This is a genomic window from Maritimibacter alexandrii (assembly GCF_005871115.1).
Classification (GTDB): Bacteria; Pseudomonadota; Alphaproteobacteria; order Rhodobacterales; family Rhodobacteraceae; genus Maritimibacter; species Maritimibacter alkaliphilus.
Genome location: NZ_SWKQ01000011.1, coordinates 446,762 through 463,800, shown reverse-complemented (window position 1 = coordinate 463,800; position 17,039 = coordinate 446,762). Strand labels below are relative to the sequence as shown.

General features: G+C 65.0%; 17 protein-coding genes. 5 read left to right on the top strand and 12 right to left on the bottom strand.

Annotated elements, in window-relative coordinates; all coding sequences use genetic code 11:
* Positions 1–93: 93 nt before the first annotated feature.
* From cobA to FCT00_RS10365, 4 genes are all read left to right on the top strand, one after another.
* A complete protein-coding gene (gene cobA, locus FCT00_RS10380) occupies positions 94–945 on the top strand; it encodes a uroporphyrinogen-III C-methyltransferase (protein ID WP_138422972.1) in 852 nt (283 codons plus the stop codon).
* Positions 942–2,204 (top strand): cobyrinate a,c-diamide synthase, encoded by a 1,263-nt coding sequence (locus tag FCT00_RS10375; RefSeq protein ID WP_138422971.1) that lies wholly within the window; start codon positions 942–944, stop codon positions 2,202–2,204. The genes cobA and FCT00_RS10375 overlap by 4 nt, the downstream gene beginning before the upstream one ends.
* 40 nt (positions 2,205–2,244) lie before the next feature.
* Positions 2,245–3,465 carry an MFS transporter gene (locus FCT00_RS10370; protein WP_008328117.1) on the top strand — a complete coding sequence of 407 codons (1,221 nt, stop codon included), beginning with the start codon at positions 2,245–2,247 and terminating at the stop codon, positions 3,463–3,465.
* Positions 3,466–3,537: 72 nt separating this feature from the next.
* Entirely contained in the window at positions 3,538–4,203 is a 666-nt protein-coding gene (locus FCT00_RS10365; RefSeq protein WP_138422970.1) for a hypothetical protein, read from the top strand.
* A gap of 3 nt (positions 4,204–4,206) precedes the next feature.
* Here FCT00_RS10365 and FCT00_RS10360 read toward each other — a convergent pair whose 3' ends face one another.
* The 3 genes from FCT00_RS10360 to cysS all read right to left on the bottom strand — a co-directional run bounded on the left by FCT00_RS10360 (position 4,207) and on the right by cysS (position 8,251).
* Positions 4,207–4,959 carry a squalene/phytoene synthase family protein gene (locus FCT00_RS10360; RefSeq protein ID WP_138422969.1) on the bottom strand — a complete coding sequence of 251 codons (753 nt, stop codon included), beginning with the start codon at positions 4,957–4,959 and terminating at the stop codon, positions 4,207–4,209.
* A gap of 49 nt (positions 4,960–5,008) precedes the next feature.
* Positions 5,009–6,631 carry a citramalate synthase gene (gene cimA, locus FCT00_RS10355; RefSeq protein ID WP_138422968.1) on the bottom strand — a complete coding sequence of 541 codons (1,623 nt, stop codon included), beginning with the start codon at positions 6,629–6,631 and terminating at the stop codon, positions 5,009–5,011.
* Between the two features lie 246 nt (positions 6,632–6,877).
* Complete coding sequence (gene cysS, locus FCT00_RS10350) at positions 6,878–8,251, bottom strand: cysteine--tRNA ligase (protein WP_138422967.1); 1,374 nt, start codon at positions 8,249–8,251, stop codon at positions 6,878–6,880.
* 183 nt (positions 8,252–8,434) lie between these two features.
* On the opposite strand from cysS, the gene FCT00_RS10345 reads away from it, so the two are divergent.
* The gene (locus FCT00_RS10345; protein WP_138422966.1) at positions 8,435–8,773 is read left to right on the top strand and encodes an MmcQ/YjbR family DNA-binding protein; all 339 of its coding nucleotides are present in this window, start codon (positions 8,435–8,437) and stop codon (positions 8,771–8,773) included.
* Between the two features lie 4 nt (positions 8,774–8,777).
* Here FCT00_RS10345 and FCT00_RS10340 read toward each other — a convergent pair whose 3' ends face one another.
* From FCT00_RS10340 to FCT00_RS10300, 9 genes are all read right to left on the bottom strand, one after another.
* Positions 8,778–9,764, bottom strand: coding sequence for a TDT family transporter (locus tag FCT00_RS10340; protein WP_138422965.1), 987 nt, complete (start codon positions 9,762–9,764; stop codon positions 8,778–8,780).
* Between the two features lie 70 nt (positions 9,765–9,834).
* A complete protein-coding gene (locus FCT00_RS10335) occupies positions 9,835–10,650 on the bottom strand; it encodes a sulfite exporter TauE/SafE family protein (RefSeq protein WP_138422964.1) in 816 nt (271 codons plus the stop codon).
* 129 nt (positions 10,651–10,779) lie between these two features.
* Positions 10,780–12,549, bottom strand: coding sequence for a SulP family inorganic anion transporter (locus FCT00_RS10330; protein ID WP_008328108.1), 1,770 nt, complete (start codon positions 12,547–12,549; stop codon positions 10,780–10,782).
* A gap of 64 nt (positions 12,550–12,613) precedes the next feature.
* Positions 12,614–12,946, bottom strand: coding sequence for a TIGR01244 family sulfur transferase (locus FCT00_RS10325; RefSeq protein WP_008328107.1), 333 nt, complete (start codon positions 12,944–12,946; stop codon positions 12,614–12,616).
* A gap of 24 nt (positions 12,947–12,970) precedes the next feature.
* Positions 12,971–13,870 carry an MBL fold metallo-hydrolase gene (locus FCT00_RS10320; RefSeq protein ID WP_407943654.1) on the bottom strand — a complete coding sequence of 300 codons (900 nt, stop codon included), beginning with the start codon at positions 13,868–13,870 and terminating at the stop codon, positions 12,971–12,973.
* Between the two features lie 268 nt (positions 13,871–14,138).
* Entirely contained in the window at positions 14,139–14,582 is a 444-nt protein-coding gene (locus FCT00_RS10315; protein WP_008328103.1) for a DUF6691 family protein, read from the bottom strand.
* 3 nt (positions 14,583–14,585) lie between these two features.
* Entirely contained in the window at positions 14,586–15,026 is a 441-nt protein-coding gene (locus tag FCT00_RS10310; protein WP_138422961.1) for a YeeE/YedE family protein, read from the bottom strand.
* Between the two features lie 214 nt (positions 15,027–15,240).
* Positions 15,241–15,690 carry a DUF302 domain-containing protein gene (locus FCT00_RS10305; protein ID WP_008328101.1) on the bottom strand — a complete coding sequence of 150 codons (450 nt, stop codon included), beginning with the start codon at positions 15,688–15,690 and terminating at the stop codon, positions 15,241–15,243.
* Positions 15,691–15,747: 57 nt separating this feature from the next.
* Complete coding sequence (locus FCT00_RS10300; RefSeq protein ID WP_138422957.1) at positions 15,748–17,019, bottom strand: NAD(P)/FAD-dependent oxidoreductase; 1,272 nt, start codon at positions 17,017–17,019, stop codon at positions 15,748–15,750.
* Between the last annotated feature and the right edge of the window lie 20 nt (positions 17,020–17,039).

Sequence of the window (17,039 nt, the reverse complement as noted above, 5' to 3'; positions counted from 1 at the left end):
GGGCGTGCCCCCGGTCGCGGCGACTATAGGCACCAGACCCGACAAGGAAACCCGCCGCTTCTCATCATGCGTCACGGGGTGCATAACGCGCGCATGAGCGACTCGACACCCCTTCCCCCCGGCGATTGGCCCGACATGCAGCCCGGCTGGGTCTGGTTGTGCGGCGCGGGTCCGGGCGATCCGGGTCTGCTGACGCTCCATGCCCTGAATGCGCTCAGGCAGGCCGACGTGATCGTGCATGACGCGCTGGTGGACGACCGCATCCTCGGCTGGGCGGGTCCGGCGGCCGAATTGATCTATGCGGGCAAGCGGGGCGGCAAGCCGTCGGCCAAGCAAAAGGACATTTCGCTGCAACTGGTCGACCTCGCCCGCGCGGGCAAGAAGGTCTTGCGCCTCAAGGGCGGCGATCCCTTTGTCTTCGGGCGCGGCGGCGAGGAAGGGCAGACGCTGGTGCAGCACAACGTGCCGATCCGCATCATTCCCGGCATTTCGGCGGGGATCGGCGGGCTGGCCTACGCCGGCATCCCGGTCACGCATCGCGATGTGAACCAAGCGGTCACCTTCGTCACCGGGCACGACCGCACCGGGAATGCGAGCGGCGTGGACTGGGCCAGCGTCGCCAAAGGGTCGGGCGTCATCGTGATCTACATGGGGATGAAGCACCTCGCCGCTATCGCCGCCGACCTCATCTCCGCCGGACGCGGACCGGAGGAGCCGGTGGCGATCGTCGCGCAGGCCACCCTGCCCGACCAGCAGGTCTTGGAAACCACTCTCGCCACCTGCGCGGCGGATGCGCGGGACAGCGGGATCGGCGCCCCCGCCGTGATCTGCGTGGGCCGCGCGGCGCTTCTGCGGCAGGCGCTCGACTGGCAATCGCTCGCCATGGGTCGCCCGATGCGCAACCTAGACCCGCTCGCCATCGGGCGCCCGGTGGAGGACGGATGAGCGGCAAGGGTCTGATCCTCGCCGCACCGACCTCGGGCAGCGGCAAGACGACCGTGACGCTCGGCATCCTGCGGGCCCTCAGCCAGCGCGGCGTCGCGGTCCGGGGGGCCAAATCCGGCCCGGATTACATCGACCCCCGGTTTCACGATGCCGCCTGCGGGCAGGTGTCGGTCAATCTCGACGCCTGGGCGATGCCGAAACATCAGATTCGATCTCTGGCCAAGGGTGACGGCCTGCTTGTCGTCGAGGGCGCGATGGGTCTGTTCGACGGCGCGCCGCCCGATGGCGACGGGGCAACCGCAGACCTCGCCCGGATCCTCGGATTGCCTGTCGTGCTGGTGGTGAACGCGGCCAGCATGTCGCATTCGGTCGCCGCGCTTGTGCGCGGGTTCGCGAGCCATGACCCCGAGGTCCGCGTCTCGGGTGTGATCCTGAACAACGTCGGCTCCCCCCGGCACGAGGCGATGCTGCGCCGCGCCCTGTCGCCGCTCGGTCTTCCGGTGCTGGGGGCTTTGCCGCGTGATCCGAACCTCGCCCTGCCCGACCGACACCTCGGGTTGGTGCAGGCCGCCGAGCACCCGGACCTGACCGGGTTTCTCGATCGCGCCGCCGACGTGGTGCGCGCGCGCCTCGACTTGGACGCGCTGGTGGCGCTGGCCCGCGACACGGCCACCGCCCCGCCGCGCGCAGCGCCCTCCGCGCCGAAACGCATCGCCATCGCACGCGACGCGGCTTTCAGCTTCGTCTATCCGCACCAACTGGCGGCATGGGACCGCGCAGGCAGCACGATCCTTCCTTTCTCCCCGCTCGCGGACGAGGCGGTGCCGGAGGCGGATTTCGTCTATCTTCCCGGCGGTTACCCCGAATTGCACGCAGCCCGGATCGCATCGAACCAGACCTTCCTCAGCAGTCTGCGCGACGCCGCCAGCACCACCGACATCTACGGCGAATGCGGCGGCTATATGGTGCTGGGCGAAACGCTCACCGACGCGGACGGTGCGGTTCACAGGATGGCCGGGCTTCTGGGCCTCGCCACATCCTTCGCCCAACGCAAGCTTCACCTTGGCTACCGGCGCCTGACGAGCCACTGGTCCGCCCTGCCCGGCACGCATATGGCGCATGAGTTCCATTACGCCACCACGCTCGCCGCCGACGGTGCGCCCCTGTTCGACGCGCAGGATGCCGAGGGGGCCACGCTGCCCGCCATGGGCCTGATCCAAGGGCGCGTCGCCGGGTCGTTCGCCCATATCATCGCATGACCCCTTTTCTGCGGCCCGCAGAACATATAAGCGATCTTGCATGACTGACGCGACCTATTCCCAGACCGACGACCGCAAGGCCAAGCGCAACGTGGCGATCCTCGTCATCGCGCAGGCGCTCCTTGGCGCGCAAATGCCGATGATCTTCACCGTCGGCGGGCTGGCGGGTCAGTCGCTTGCCCCGAACCCCTGTTTCGCGACGCTGGCGATCTCGGCCATCGTGCTGGTGTCGATGCTCTCGGCCAACCCGATGAGCTGGATCATGCAGCGCTTTGGCCGCCGCGCCGGGTTCTGGACCGGCACATTGGGCGGAACAATCGGCGCCGCGATTGCCGCCTATGGCCTGAGTCAGGCGAGCTTCACGCTGTTCATCGTCGGCTCGGCCTTCACCGGCATGTATATGTCCGCGCAAGGTTTTTACCGCTTCGCCGCCGCCGACACGGCATCGGACAGCTTCCGGCCCAAGGCGATCTCATACGTCATGGCGGGCGGCCTCGTCTCGGCGATCATCGGCCCGCAACTGGTCAAGGCCACGGTGGACGTCAGCGTCATTCCCTTCCTCGGGGTCTATGCCGCCATCGTCGCGATCAACGTGGTCGGCTCGCTCCTCTTCCTCGCGCTCGACATCCCGAAACCGCCGGTGCCCAGCCACGATGCCCCGCGCGGACGCACGACGTGGGAGATGCTGACGACCCCGACCATCGCCGTGGCGATCATCGTCGCCATGGTCAGCTATTCGCTCATGAACCTCGTCATGACCTCGACCCCGCTCGCGGTGGTGGGCTGTGGTTTCGAAAGCTCGACCGCCGCCGACGTGGTCTCGGCCCACGTCCTCGCCATGTTCATTCCGTCCTTCTTCACCGGCCACCTGATCGCGCGCTTCGGCGTGCGCAAGATCATGGCGACCGGCCTCGTCATTCTCGCCGCGGCGGGCGTCGTGGGGCTACAGGGCGTGGAACTCGAGAACTTCTTCATCGCGCTCGTGCTTTTGGGCATCGGTTGGAACTTCGGCTTCATCGGCGCGACGACCATGCTCGCGGGCGCGCACCAAGCGCATGAGCGGGGCCGCATTCAGGGCATGAACGACATGATCGTCTTCGGTGGCGTCACGCTCGCCTCGCTGGCCTCCGGCGGTCTCATGAACTGTTCGGGCGGCACGCCGCAGGACGGCTGGACCGCCGTTAACCTTGCCATGGTGCCGTTCCTCGCGCTTGCCGGTGCGGCGCTGATCTGGCTGGTGCTGCGACCGAATGAGGACTGACCCCCCGTTTGGGGGATACGCCCGGACCGGGAGTCGGGACTAAAACCCTCACATCTAACGAGGGATTTATCCATGAATACCAAACCGATGCTGCGCGCTGGCCTGACGCTCTGCGCCGCTTTCGCCCTGTCCGGCTGCCTCAAGGGCACCGGATTGCAGGGGTCTTTGGCCGAAGTCGTCTATAACTCGATCACCGAGGTCGGCGAATTCGAGAACGAGACGACGACCATGCCCACCTCCGGCACGGCCAGCTACACCGGATCGGCGCTGATCCAGATGGCCGACAGCGCGACGGATGCGAACCAGCGCGTCATGGCGGGCGAAGCGACGCTCGACGCGCGCTTCAGCGCGGCTGGCGGAGCGGTCAGCGGAACGCTTCAGAACTTCGTCGGGGCCAAGGACGTGGATATGCAGGCGTTCAACGCGGCGATCTACACCGGCACGGTGGCGGACATCGAAACCCAACTCGCCGATTTCTCGCCGGTCGACGGCACGATCGACGTGACCGCCGACACCTCGACGGGCGAGCGTTTCACCGTCGGATTTTCCGGCACGCTCACGCAGGACGGCGACACGATCGAGGTCGGCGGCACAGGCGCGGGCCAGTTCGTCGGCGCGGATGCGGACGGGGTGAAGGTCTATGGCGGCACCACGCTCAACGGGTTCGGCACGCAATCGACGCTGAGCGAGAACGGCAGCGCGCAGGAAGGCCAGATCTATATCAACGCGACCAAGTAGGCGTCACCATCGCCCGCGCAGGGTCTTCCACAGGAACCGACCCCGCCGGGCGAATTCGCTTTCCGAAAGCCGGCCTTCGATGATCGCATCGGGGTCGGCTTTCGCCCGTTTCAGGATCGCGCCCGCCCGGCTCGCGGCCCGCGCGGCCGGCGTCGCCTTGCCGAAGTCGTGCCCCCTGATCGACCTGAGGTCGGCCAGCGCCACGTCGATCATTTCGGGATAGAACCCGGCGTCGAAGGCCCGCCAGCCGTGGGCCAGCAGCTCCGGCTGCGCCTCGAGCCACGCGGCCAGCCCCTGCACCCGGCCCAACACCCGCGCTTCGGCCTCGTCCGTGCGCCCCAATGCGGCGACCGAGGCGAACATGAGCGACCCGGCGCCCGCGTTGATGTAATCCCACAGGTCGGCAGGGGCGACGAAAGGCTCCCGCGCGATGTCGGCGCGCCGCGCGTCGATCATCGCACGCAGCGGGGCCAGCGGGATCGCGCGGGCATGGATCGCAGCGCCGAGCGGTGCCACCACCTCATGCGCGCGCGGGGTCTTGCCCTGTTCGATCTCGTCCAGCACGTCGCGCCAGAACTGTAGCCGCATTTCCGCGATCAACGGCTCCTGCGTCAGCCACGGGGCACGCGCGATTTCGAGGTTGAAGGCGTAAAGCGGAAACAGCACCTCGCGGTCCGGCACCGGCGCGCTCATCGCGGCCACAAGCCGATCCGGGTCGCCGCGCTCGACGATCTCTGCGCATTCCTGAACGGTCATTCAGCGACCTCGCGGCGCGAAACCTGCCCGATATGAACGACGCCCCCGTTCACGCCGGACGCACACCGTCATCCAGAAGCTTCCAGACCAGCGCATCGAGGAGGGCGGCGAAGCTCGCGTCGACGATGTTCGACGACACGCCCACCGTGGACCACCGCTTTTCGCCATCGGTGAAGTCGATGATGACGCGCGTGACCGCCTCGATCCCGCCTTGGGTGATGCGCACCTTGAAGTCGGTCAGTTTCACCGGCTCGATCGACGCCTGATAAGGGCCGAGGTCCGCCTGCAACGCCAGCCAGATCGCATTGACCGGGCCATCGTCCGACATTTCCTGCGGGTGCTCGTTCTTGAAGAACGAGGTCTTTTCGACCCCGTCCGGATAGCGCACCGTCACCATCGCCTCGGATTCCACGACGATGCGGCCCTTCGCGTTGCGCCGACGCTCGGAAATCACGCGGTAGCGTTCCACGTCGAAGTAATTGGGCAAGGTGCCGAGGATACCGCGCGCCACGAGTTCGAACGACGCTTCCGCGCTGTCATAGGCATAACCCTGATCCTCGCGCTCCTTCACGGCGTCGAGGATTTCGGACAGATGCGGATCGCCCTTTTCAAGCGTGATCCCAACGGCTTGCAGCCGCGCCCTCAGGTTGGATTGACCGGCCTGATTGGACATCGGCACCACGCGCTCGTTGCCCACGAGCGCCGGGTCGATGTGTTCGTAGGTGGTCGGGTCTTTCAGGATCGCGCTGGCATGCAGCCCCGCCTTGTGGACGAAGGCCGATCCGCCCACATAAGGCGCGCTCTTGGTCGGCACACGGTTCAGGATGTCGTCCAACTGCCGCGACACGCGGGTGAGCGAGATCAGCGCCTCCTGCGGCACCCCGATCTCATAGGCCGATTTGTAGGGTTCCTTGAGCATCAGGGTCGGAATGATCGTGATGAGGTTCGCGTTCCCGCAGCGTTCGCCCAGCCCGTTCAAAGTCCCTTGAATTTGGCGCGCGCCTGCATCGACGGCGGCCAGCGAATTGGCGACCGCGTTGCCAGTGTCGTTGTGGGTGTGGATGCCCAGATGATCGCCGGGGATGCCCGCGTCGATCACCGCCCGCGTGATCGCTTCGATTTCTTTCGGGAGCGTCCCGCCGTTGGTGTCGCAGAGCACGACCCAGCGCGCCCCCGCCTCATAGGCCGCCAAGACGCAGGACAACGCATAGTCGGGGTTCGCCTTGTAGCCGTCGAAGAAGTGCTCGGCATCGAACAGCGGCTCGCGGTTCTCGCGTTTCAGATAAGCGACGCTCGCCGAGATGTTTTCGAGGTTCTCCTCCATCGTGATCCCGAGCGCCGTGGTCACGTGGAAATCGTGCGTCTTGCCGACGAGGCAGACGGCGGGCGTATCGGCCTGCATCACCTGCGCCAGAACGTCGTCGTTCTCAGCCGAGCGCCCTGCCCGCTTGGTCATCCCGAAGGCGGTGAAGGTCGCGCGGGTCTGTGGGCGGACGTGAAAGAATTCGCTGTCGGTCGGGTTCGCGCCGGGCCAGCCGCCTTCGATATAGTCGATGCCCAACTCGTCGAGCGACTTGGCGATGGCCATCTTTTCCGGCGTCGAAAACTGCACGCCCTGCGTCTGCTGCCCGTCGCGCAGCGTGGTGTCGAAGAGGTAGAGACGTTCAGTCATGAGCCTGTCCTTTGAACTGACAATCGACGGAAGCGCGTTGTCTGGAAACGGTCGAGCGGCGCACCCGCCCGGAACAGCCGCGCACGCGGCCCGGGCAGCGCACGGCCGCCCCGACGGCCGGGCGCTTCGTTGCCGTAAGCGTGCGGCCTGAGGTTCGATGAGGCGTTGAGATAAACGGGCGACCACGGGCGGCAGATGCGCCCACCCGCGGCCATGCGCTGCCCTCTGTCGGGAAGACCGTTACCATCACAGCCCTTCCAGCTTGGCTCGGTCGAATCCGGCTCCGGGCACAAGTTCTATCCCAGCCTTGGACATGCGCACTTCGACACCCGCCGCAATCAAAGCTGACTTCATCGCGTCCACCTGCGAGAAGTCCTTAGTATCCATCGCCCCGATGCGCAGTTGAGTGAGCTTTGCCTCCAATTCTGAAAGCCTTTCCTGTTCTCCCTCTCGAATAAGATCGAGCATTTCAGTGTCGATAGTTTTCAGCCCCAAGAAGTCGAGACCGCCCAACAGCCCCTCAATGTCTCCAATGTTTGCCAACTTGTGGAGCACAGAAATCGCCTCGGGAGTATTGAGATCGCTTGCGACTGCATCGACGATTGCCTTTGGCACCGCTCCCGGCTTGTTGGAGCCTCTCATCCGGTGCCACTTGCCGAGTGTCGCCTCCGCCTCCTCCCGCTTCTTCTCGGTCCAGTCCATCGGCTTGCGGTAGTGCGTCCCAAGGAACACGAAGCGGATCACCTCGCCCGGCACGCCCTGTTCCAGCAGATCATGCACGGTGAAGAAGTTGCCCAGCGACTTGGACATCTTCTTGCCCTCGACCTGAAGCATCTCGTTGTGGAGCCAGACATTCGCGAAACCGGCCCCCGCATGAGCGCATTTCGACTGGGCGATCTCGTTCTCGTGGTGCGGGAACATCAGGTCGTTGCCGCCGCCGTGGATGTCGAAGTTCTCTCCCAGCAACTCGTAGGACATGGCCGAGCATTCGATGTGCCAGCCGGGCCGACCCCGGCCCCACGGACTGTCCCACCCCGGCTCGCCTTCGCGGGCGGGCTTCCAAAGCACGAAATCCATCGGGTTGCGTTTGTAGGGCGCGACCTCGACCCGTGCGCCAGCAATCATGTCGTCGACCGAACGGCCCGACAGTTTGCCGTAATCGTCGTAGCTTTCGACGGAAAAAAGTACGTGGCCCTGCTCGGGATAAGCGTGGCCGCTGTCGATCAGCCCCTCGATCATCGTCACCATGTCACCGATATGCTGCGTCGCGCGGGGCATCGCGGTCGGCTCCAACGCCCCCAAAGCGGCCATGTCATCGAGATACCACTGCGTCGTCTCCGACGTGATCTGGTCGATCTCTTTGCCGTCGCGGTTGGCGCGTTCGATGATCTTGTCGTCAACGTCGGTGAAGTTGCGCACATAGGTCACGTGGTCCGGCCCGTAAACCTCACGCAGCAGCCGGTAAAGCACGTCGAACACCACCACGGGGCGCGCGTTGCCCAGATGGGCGCGGTCGTAGACGGTCGGCCCGCAGACGTACATCCGCACGTTGTCCGGGTCGATGGGCGTGAACACCTCTTTCGACCGGGTGGCGGTGTTGTGAAACTTGATCTCTACCATGGCGTCCTCGCGCGCACTTCTCCCGCGGCGGACCTAGCAGCTTCGATCTGGATGAGGAATAGAAGAACGGCCCGCCTGACGATGTCAGCAGGTAATGCAGCAAATGATGATGTTGCGGTTGTCGTTCATATGCGCTGGATAGCAGGCTTCGCGCGGTGTGCCAAGCGTGTTAGCCTCGCCCCCATGTCGCGTGAACTGGTCAACGAAATTTGCAAGGACTTTGCCGGGGCCGAAGTGTCGGACCCGTGGGGCGGCGGGCATGACGCGTGGAAGGTGGGCGACAAGATGTTCGCCTGCATCGGCGCGATGGGCACCGGGGTCGCGGTGAAATGCCCCGATGTGGAAACGGCGGACATGCTCAAGGATGCGGGCGTCGCGCAAAAGGCCGCGTATTTCCATAAATCATGGGTGCTTCTGCCGTTCGGGGCGACGAGCGAGGAGGAGTTTCGCCACCGCCTTGCCGTGTCCTATGACACGATCCGCGCGAAACTGCCGAAAAAGGTGCAGGCCGCGCTGGGGTAAGCCCTCACGCCTCGGCGGCGTTGGTCTTGACCGCAAGCTGGCCCTTGCCCCAAAGCTGGACAACCTTCCACATCACCACTGGAATGCCCAGCGTGGCCGCGACCAGAGCGAGGCCGCCGAGGATGCGGAACACCTCGCCGTCGCCGACCGAGCCGAGCATCTGCATGAGCGACGAAAAGGCGGCGATGGGAAAGGTGAAGGCCCCCCAGAGCGGTGAGAACCCGGAGGCCAAAAGCCAGCGCGGACGGGCGAGCAAGGCCACGAGGATGAGGATCGCGAGCACGCCCAGCCCCAGCGCCAGCGTGTGATAGCCCAGAAGCAGCGCGACGGAGCCGAGCACGCTTGCAGGGGCCAGATGGATCGCGAGCAGCGGGCGCAGCGGCGCAGGCACGTCGCGGCGGGCGAACTGCGACAGAGACGTCCCCCAGATCGCCGCGGCGATAACGAGCGAGACCCAGAAAACCACTGTCGACCATAGATCCCAGCCCAGCGGAACGCCCGCGATGGGGCTGATGATGAACCCCACGAACGTCAGGTGCCAGACGGGGGTGACCACCCGCCCCTCGGCAGGCCCCGTCAGCAGTCCGCGCACGACCAGCAACAGCAGAACGGCATGGAGGCCGACGGCAAGGGTGAGGACGACGGCGGCGAGCGTTTCGTTCAGCGCGACCAGGCCCAGCGCCATCAGCATCCCCGACAGCGACATCGCGGCGAGCCCAGCACGTCCGGGCAGAACCCGCAGATCCTCGACCACCACACCGGGACGGCGCACGACCTTAACGCCGTATGCCACCAGCAGGAAAAGGTAGAGCAGCGTCACCGCGCCGAACAGCAATTCAGCCGGCCAGTAGGGCATCGCGAAAGCGTCCGCCGCGCGACGCCACGCGACAGCCAGACCAAAGAGGCCGAAGACCGGCGGGAAAAGCGCGGGCGGCGTGCGGCGCCAGAGGCCGGGTTTCTTGGGTGGGACACCGAAATTGGGCGGTTGCATCGGGCTACTCCTTGCTTCGGTTCCTATGCGCCCCGGCGGGCGGCATCGCCATGCGCCGGGGTGTCGCGCCCTAGCCCATCAGCGCCTTGCGCAGCATGTTGAGCGCGACGAGCAACAGGAACACGCCGAACATCCGTTTGAGCGGCTTCGGGTCCATCGCATGTGCAAGCTTCACGCCCAGCGGTGCGGTCAGCGTGGTCATCGCGATCACGACGAGGAAGGCGGGCAGGTTGACCGCGCCGATGGTATAGGGCGGCGCGCCCGCCACATCGACGAACAGAAAGGCGATGACAGACGGCACCGCGATAATAAGGCCGAAGCCCGCCGCCGTCGCCACCGCGCGATGGATCGCCACGCCATGCAGCGACATGATCGGCACCCCGAAGCTGCCGCCGCCGATCCCCATGAGGACCGAGAGAAAGCCAACCAGAGGCGACAGGATCGACCTGCCGATCAGCCCCGGCATCCGATCCGCGATCTGCCATTCGGACTTGAAAAACAGCATGTAGAACGCCACGAGGATGGCGATGGTGCCGAAGATCACCTGTAGCGTGGGCGTGCGCAGACCGGAGGCGACGAGCACGCCGATCACGGCCCCGATCATGATCCCCGGCGCCCAGGCCCTGAGGATCGGCCATTCCACCGCGCCCTTCTTGTTGTGCGAAGACACCGAGCGGATCGAGGTCACGATGATCGTGGACAGCGACGTGGCAAGGCAGACCTGCATCAGTTCCGGCCCGTCGTATCCCAATCCGGCGAAGGCATAATAGAAGGCGGGGACCAGAACGATCCCGCCGCCCACGCCCAGAAGCCCGGCAAGGATACCCGCGACCGCCCCGATCACGAGAAGCAGACCGCCCATCAACGCCAGTGTCGCAATATCCATTCCCGTCCCCTTCTTTCGCCTTCCCTTAGCCCAACGGCGCGTGGCGCGCCACTGGCAGGTTGCGGCGGGGAGGGACAGGCAAAGGGGCGAAGAGGTGTCCCCCTTCGCCCCTCATGGCGTGGTGCGGCCTCACTCCGCCGCCAGCTTGGGCTTCAACCCGTCCACCGGCCCCAACGCCTTCATCGCCCCGTATTGCGACAGGAACACCTGTCCCGTCAGGTCGTCGAGGAAATGGGTCTTCTGCAACCGATCCATCACCGGCCCCTTCACCTCGGAAAGGTGCAGCCTGATCCCCATGTCGTCCATCCGGCGATTGAGTTCCTCGAGGCTTTCGAGCGCCGACAGGTCGATCACGTTCACCGCCGAGCACATGAGCACCACGTGCTTCACGGGCTGGCCCTTGGCGAGCCGGTCGAGGATGTAGTCCTCGATATAGCGGGCGTTGGCGAAATAGAGGTTTTCGTCCAGACGCAGGCTCAGAAGCTCCGGGTGGGTCAGCACGTGGTGGCGGTCGATGTTGCGGAAGTGCTCGGTTCCCGGCACCAGCCCCACCTCCGCGATATGCGGGCGCGAGGTCTTGTAAAGGAACAGCACGATCGACAGCACGACGCCCGAGGACACGCCGACCTCGACCCCGAAGGTGAGTGTCAGCAGGATCGTCGCGGCGACGGCGGCGAAATCGGCCTTGGAGTATTTCCACGTCCGCTTGAGGATACCGAAATCGACAAGGCTCAGGACAGCGACGATGATCGTCGCTGCCAGAGTGGCGGTCGGCAGGAAGTAAAGCAGCGGCGTGAGAAGCAGCGCGGCCAGCGCGATCCCCACGGCGGTGAACGCCCCGGCGGCGGGCGTCTCGGCCCCGGCGTCGAAGTTCACGACCGAACGCGCGAACCCGCCCGTGACCGGATAACCGCCCGACAGCGAGGCCGCGATGTTCGATGCGCCCAGACCGACGAGTTCCTGATCCGGCGTGATCCGCTGACGGCGCTTGGCGGCAAGCGTCTGGGCAACCGAGATCGATTCCACGAAACCGATGATCGAGATCAGGATCGCCGGGCCGATCAACTGGCCGACGAGATCGAGGTTGAAGCTCGGGAACGTCAGCGGCGGCAGGCCCTGCGGCACGTCACCCACGATGGACACCCCATGACCCGCGAAATCGAAGGCAAAGGACAAAAGTGTGGTCACGGCCACGGCGGCCACCGGCCCGGCCTTGGCGAGAATATCGGCAAGGCGCGGCTTCAGCCCCAGCTTGATGAGGAGCGGCTTCATCCCTTTGCGCACCCAGAACAGGAACGCGATGGAGGCCGCGCCGACCGCGAAGGTGATGAGGTTCGTCTGGCCCACATGGCTGATAAGCGTCGCGAGCCGGTCGAACAGCGCCTCGCCATGCGACGGCACGCCCAGGATGTGCTTCATCTGCGACGTCGCGATGAGCAGGCCCGAGGCGGTGATGAACCCGGCGATGACCGGATGCGACAGGAAGTTGGCGAGGAAGCCCAGCCGGAACACCCCCATCACGGTCAGGATGAGACCGGACAGGAAGGCCAACGTGATCGCGGCGGCGGCGTATTCGGCGGGCGTGGCAAGGCCCAGCTTGCCGATGGCGGCAGCCGTCATCAGCGACACGACCGCGACCGGGCCGACCGCCAGCGCCCGCGACGTGCCGAAGATGGCATAGGCCACCAGCGGCAAGATCGAGGCGTAAAGCCCCATCTCGGGCGGCAGACCCGCGAGCAGCGCATAGGCGAGCGACTGCGGGATCAGCATGATCGTGACGATCAGGGCGGCCACGAAGTCCGACAGGAACGTGTCCTTCGAATACTCCGAACCCCAATCGAGAATAGGAAAGAAACGCCGGATCGATGCCGCCCGGCTTTTGGATGCGAGACGCGCCATGCGCTGCCCCCCTTTTTGTCGGAAACCCGGTGCGGCGGGGCCGGTCGATCCGGCCCCTGCCCGGTCAGGCCCGCGCCTTGGCGGCCTGATAGATCAGCTGACAGCGCGTGCCGCTGCGGCAATAGGCGAAAAGCTGGTCGTTCTCGTCCATCGCCGCGGCGAACCCTTCGGCTGCGCTTTCGGCTTCCGGCCGGCTTTGCACCGGCAGGAAATAGGTCTTGAGACCGGCCTCTTTGGCAGCCGCCTCGATCTCGGCCCATGTCGGCTGGCCCGGATCCTCACCATCCGGGCGGTTGCACATCAGGCCGGTGTAGCCCTGCGCCGCGATCTCGGCCACGTCCGTGACGGCGATCTGCGGCGACACGGTCACCTTGTCGTCGAGCTTGTTCATATGCATCGCGCGGTTCTCCTCATGTCCCGATCAGAGCTTGTTGACGGGCACTTTGAAGAAAACGTCGCCCTGCTCGTCCTTGGGGGGCATCTGGCCAGCCCGCATGTTCACTTGCAAGGACGGAATGATGAGACGCGGCATGTCGAGCTGCGCATCGCGCTCGGTGCGGAACTTGACGAAGTCCTCCTTCGACTTGCCGCCACCGACATGGATGTTGTGCTCTTTCTCGGCAGCGACCGAGGTTTCCCACTCGATATCGCGACCATTCGGGCCGTAGTCGTGGCACATGAACAGACGGGTTTCGTCCGGCAGGGCGAGCACCTTCTGGATCGAGTCATAAAGGACACCGGCATCGCCACCCGGGAAATCGGCACGGGCCGACCCGCCGTCGGGCATGAACAGCGTATCACCGACAAAGGCCGCGTCGCCCACCACATGCGTCATACAGGCGGGCGTGTGGCCCGGCGTGTGCATCGCGAAGGCGGTCATGCCGCCGATCTGGTAGGTGTCGCCCTCTTTGAACAGGCGGTCGAACTGCGAGCCGTCACGCTGGAACTCGGTCCCTTCGTTGAAGACCTTGCCGAACACGTCCTGCACCACGACGATATTCTCGCCGATGCCGATCTTGCCGCCGACCTTGCTCTGGATATAGGGCGCGGCGGACAGGTGGTCGGCGTGAACGTGGGTTTCGATCAGCCATTCGACGTCGAGCCCCTGATCCTGCACATAGGCGATGATCTCGTCGGCGTTGTCGTAGGTGATGCGCCCTGCGGCATAGTCGATATCCATGACGCTGTCGACGATCGCACAGGCGTTCGAGTTCGGATCTTTCACCACATAGGAAATCGTGTTCGTCGCCGGATCGAAGAACGCTTTCACGTCCGGTTTGACCGAGGTGTCCACGGGATAGCTCTGGGTCATGTCCTTCATAACTCCCTCCAGAATTGACCGGGGGAGCCATGCCCAGCCCCGGCGGGTCCAGTTTGCCCTGAATACGCGTTCGATGCACGCATTCAAGCCGTTGAAGATGAGATAGGCGGACCTGAGCGATGCGTAAACCCCTCACATTCGTTTTTTTGAATTTATTTTTCTGGGGCGCATGTTTTGCGGCCCGTTTGCACCGGCTCGGCCTAGGTCCGAGGCACGAAAAAGGCCGCGCCCGGCGGACGCGGCCTTTCGTCTGGTCTGTGTGGACCCGTCAGGCGGCCTGAGCGGCGGCCTTGCGGTTCGCGGTCATCTTCATCGCGCCCTTGGCGATCAGCACGCCGCCGATGAGCGATGCGGTGAAGATCAGCACGTCGGGGTTCAGCGTCGAGAGCACCGGGATCGACGCACCGGGGCAGAAGCCCGCAATGCCCCAGCCGATCCCGAACACCGCCGACCCGGCGACGAGCTTGGTGTCGATGGTCCGGTTGGTCGGCACGCTGAACGCGCTCGCGAACATCGGTTTGCCGCGCTTGAACAGGAACCAGTAACCAGGCGCGGTCACGGCCAGCGCGCCGCCCATGACGAGGATCAGGGACGGGTCCCACGCCCCCGCGACGTCGAAGAAGTTCTGCACTTTCGCCGGGTTCGCCATGCCACCGATGGACACGCCGAGGCCGAAGAGCAGGCCGGAAATGTAGACAAGCAGCTTTTCCATGGCTCAGCCTCCGATCACGTGGCGCAGGATGTAAACGGTGATGCCGGCGGTCAGCATGAAGCTGATCGTGGCTGTGATCGACCGGGGCGACAGCCGCGCGATGCCGCAGACCCCGTGGCCCGAGGTGCAGCCGGAGCCATAGGTCACGCCCACGCCCACGATGATGCCGCCGATGATCATCATCCAGCGGTTCACGGGCACTTCGATGGTCGGGAAGCTGCCCGTCGCCAGAAGGATCGCGATGGGGGCCGAGATCATGCCAAGGATCATCACCGCCCGCCACGCCCAGTCGGACGAGGACGAGGGCGTCATGAACCCCGCCAGAATGCCGGTCGCGCCCAGCACGTTGCCGCGCACGGCCATGAGCAGCACGGTGCCCAGTCCGATCAGTAGTCCCCCGATGAGAGAGGCCCAGGGGGTAAAGGCCGTTTCGATGACTTCCATGTTCGCCTCACTCGTTCATGTCGTCTTGAAGGGTCTAGCTATTCGGCCAGCCCGCGGTTCGCAAGTAAACATTCAAAAAAATGATTATTTTGTGGTTTTGGCCGCCAAGACGGAACGTCGTCCCGTCAGTAAGCGCGCAGAAACCAAAACTGTTCCACCTCAGGCCGGAAGAACCCCCGGCCTGAGAACAGTGTTCCGCCGGTACCCGGTCGCGTCAGTTGCCCAGTGCGTCCTGAACGATGCTGTCGAGCAGGGCCTGAACCTCCTGCATCGGGCCTTCGGGGTAGTTGCGGTAACCGATCATCACCTCGCCCTCGCGTTCGGCGACGAAGATTCCGTAGGGACAGTGGGCGATGTTCATCGGATCGGCTTCCATCACCTTGCGGCTGACCACCGCCGAGCAGAACAGGTAGACGTCCGCCTCTTCGAACAGCACCACGTCCGAGCCGACGTCGACCGCCGTGCGCGCGAGCATTTCGCCGGTGTGCGAGGTGTAGTCGATGACCAGCCCCTGCCCCACGATGGCGTTCTCGACGGCGAAGGCCGCATCGTCGAAGCTGCCGTCATAGGTATAGGTCGTCGCCTGACCGCCCGCGTGGCTTTCGGCCTGCGCTGCGGTGGCGGCAAAGACGGCGGCGATGGCCGCGATCAGAATGCGTTTCATGGGGTCCTCCCGCTGTGTGGCGGGCCGACATGATGCCAGCCCGCGCCATACATTCGATTATCCGAATATATCAGAGGTGATACCGGCATACCAGCCAATACTTTCCTCGTAGGTCGCCTTTCGCAGCGCCGCATCTTCGCCGGTCTGGCTGATGAAGCTGTCGGTCGAGGCGATCTTTTCCTCGGTCGCCTCGTAGCTTGCGCCGACCTTGACCCCGTCGTCGGGCGCGATGAGCGACCAGCAGGTGTTCGAGAACTTGGCGGGAAACATCCGGCTGTCGGTCAGGGCCGCGCGCACGGCCATCGCCGCCACCTTGGCCTGACTGTTGGCGGAAAAGCCCGACTTGGGCATGTCTCCTTGGGCACAGGCATCGCCCAGCAGGTGCACGTTCTCGTCGATCCGGCTTTGCATCGTGGCCCCGTCCACCGGCGCCCAGTTGCCGTCGTTCAGCCCGGCCCGTTCGCAGATGACGCCCGCCTTCATCGCGGGGATCACGTTGCACACATCCACATTCTCGACCGCCCCGTCGATGTCGATGGTCATCGCATCCGGGTCCACCGAGACGTTGTTGCCGCCGAAGTCCGGTCCGATCCGCTCGATCATGCCGGAGTAATGCGTATTCCACCCTTCCTCGAACAGGCCCTGCTTCGAGAACTTCTCTTTCGGGTCCGCGACAAGGATCTTGGCCGTCGGGTTCATCTGGGTGAGCATGTGCGCGACCATCGAAATCCGCTCATACGGCCCCGGCGGGCAGCGATAGGGGTTCGGCGGGGCGATCATGGCGAAGGTGCCGCCCTCGGGCATCGCTTCGATCTGCGCTTTCAGAAGCTCGGTCTGGCTCCCGGCCTTGTAGGCATGGGGCATCTTGTTCTGCTGGCTCACGTCCCATCCGGGCACCGCGCCGTCGATGAAGTCGATCCCCGGCGACAGGACCAGTCGGTCGTACATCAGCGTATCGCCACTGGCGAGCGTGACGGTCTTGGCATCCCTGTCCACGCCCACGGCGTAGTCGTGCACCACGTTCACCCCCGCCGAGGCGATGTTGCCGTAGTCATGCGCAAGGCTTTCCATCGTGCGGAAGCCGCCCAGGTAAAGGTTCGAGAAAAAGCAAGTGTAATAGACCCGCGTCGGTTCCACCAAGGTGATGTCGAGCGCGTCGCCCGCGTCCTTGGCCAGATAGCGCGCCACCGTCGCACCGCCTGCCCCGCCGCCCACGACGACGACCTTGGGCTTGCCGCCGTGGCTCGCGGCATAGACATGAGGCGCGGCCAATGTCGCTGCGGCGGCGCCCGCCGTGGCGCCCATGAAAGTCCTTCTGTTCAAAGCCATTTTCGTTCTCCTCCCTGAAA

Coding starts and splice junctions, on each gene's coding strand:
- FCT00_RS10340 (WP_138422965.1), bottom strand. CDS start 9,764: ATGCAACCGCCCAATTTCGGTGTCCCACCCAAGAAACCCGGCCTCTGG.
- FCT00_RS10305 (WP_008328101.1), bottom strand. CDS start 15,690: ATGAAACGCATTCTGATCGCGGCCATCGCCGCCGTCTTTGCCGCCACC.
- FCT00_RS10375 (WP_138422971.1), top strand. CDS start 942: ATGAGCGGCAAGGGTCTGATCCTCGCCGCACCGACCTCGGGCAGCGGC.
- FCT00_RS10365 (WP_138422970.1), top strand. CDS start 3,538: ATGAATACCAAACCGATGCTGCGCGCTGGCCTGACGCTCTGCGCCGCT.
- FCT00_RS10345 (WP_138422966.1), top strand. CDS start 8,435: ATGTCGCGTGAACTGGTCAACGAAATTTGCAAGGACTTTGCCGGGGCC.
- FCT00_RS10330 (WP_008328108.1), bottom strand. CDS start 12,549: ATGGCGCGTCTCGCATCCAAAAGCCGGGCGGCATCGATCCGGCGTTTC.
- cobA (WP_138422972.1), top strand. CDS start 94: ATGAGCGACTCGACACCCCTTCCCCCCGGCGATTGGCCCGACATGCAG.
- cimA (WP_138422968.1), bottom strand. CDS start 6,631: ATGACTGAACGTCTCTACCTCTTCGACACCACGCTGCGCGACGGGCAG.
- FCT00_RS10360 (WP_138422969.1), bottom strand. CDS start 4,959: ATGACCGTTCAGGAATGCGCAGAGATCGTCGAGCGCGGCGACCCGGAT.
- cysS (WP_138422967.1), bottom strand. CDS start 8,251: ATGGTAGAGATCAAGTTTCACAACACCGCCACCCGGTCGAAAGAGGTG.
- FCT00_RS10325 (WP_008328107.1), bottom strand. CDS start 12,946: ATGCATATGAACAAGCTCGACGACAAGGTGACCGTGTCGCCGCAGATC.
- FCT00_RS10310 (WP_138422961.1), bottom strand. CDS start 15,026: ATGGAAGTCATCGAAACGGCCTTTACCCCCTGGGCCTCTCTCATCGGG.
- FCT00_RS10370 (WP_008328117.1), top strand. CDS start 2,245: ATGACTGACGCGACCTATTCCCAGACCGACGACCGCAAGGCCAAGCGC.
- FCT00_RS10335 (WP_138422964.1), bottom strand. CDS start 10,650: ATGGATATTGCGACACTGGCGTTGATGGGCGGTCTGCTTCTCGTGATC.
- FCT00_RS10320 (WP_407943654.1), bottom strand. CDS start 13,870: ATGAAGGACATGACCCAGAGCTATCCCGTGGACACCTCGGTCAAACCG.
- FCT00_RS10300 (WP_138422957.1), bottom strand. CDS start 17,019: ATGGCTTTGAACAGAAGGACTTTCATGGGCGCCACGGCGGGCGCCGCC.
- FCT00_RS10315 (WP_008328103.1), bottom strand. CDS start 14,582: ATGGAAAAGCTGCTTGTCTACATTTCCGGCCTGCTCTTCGGCCTCGGC.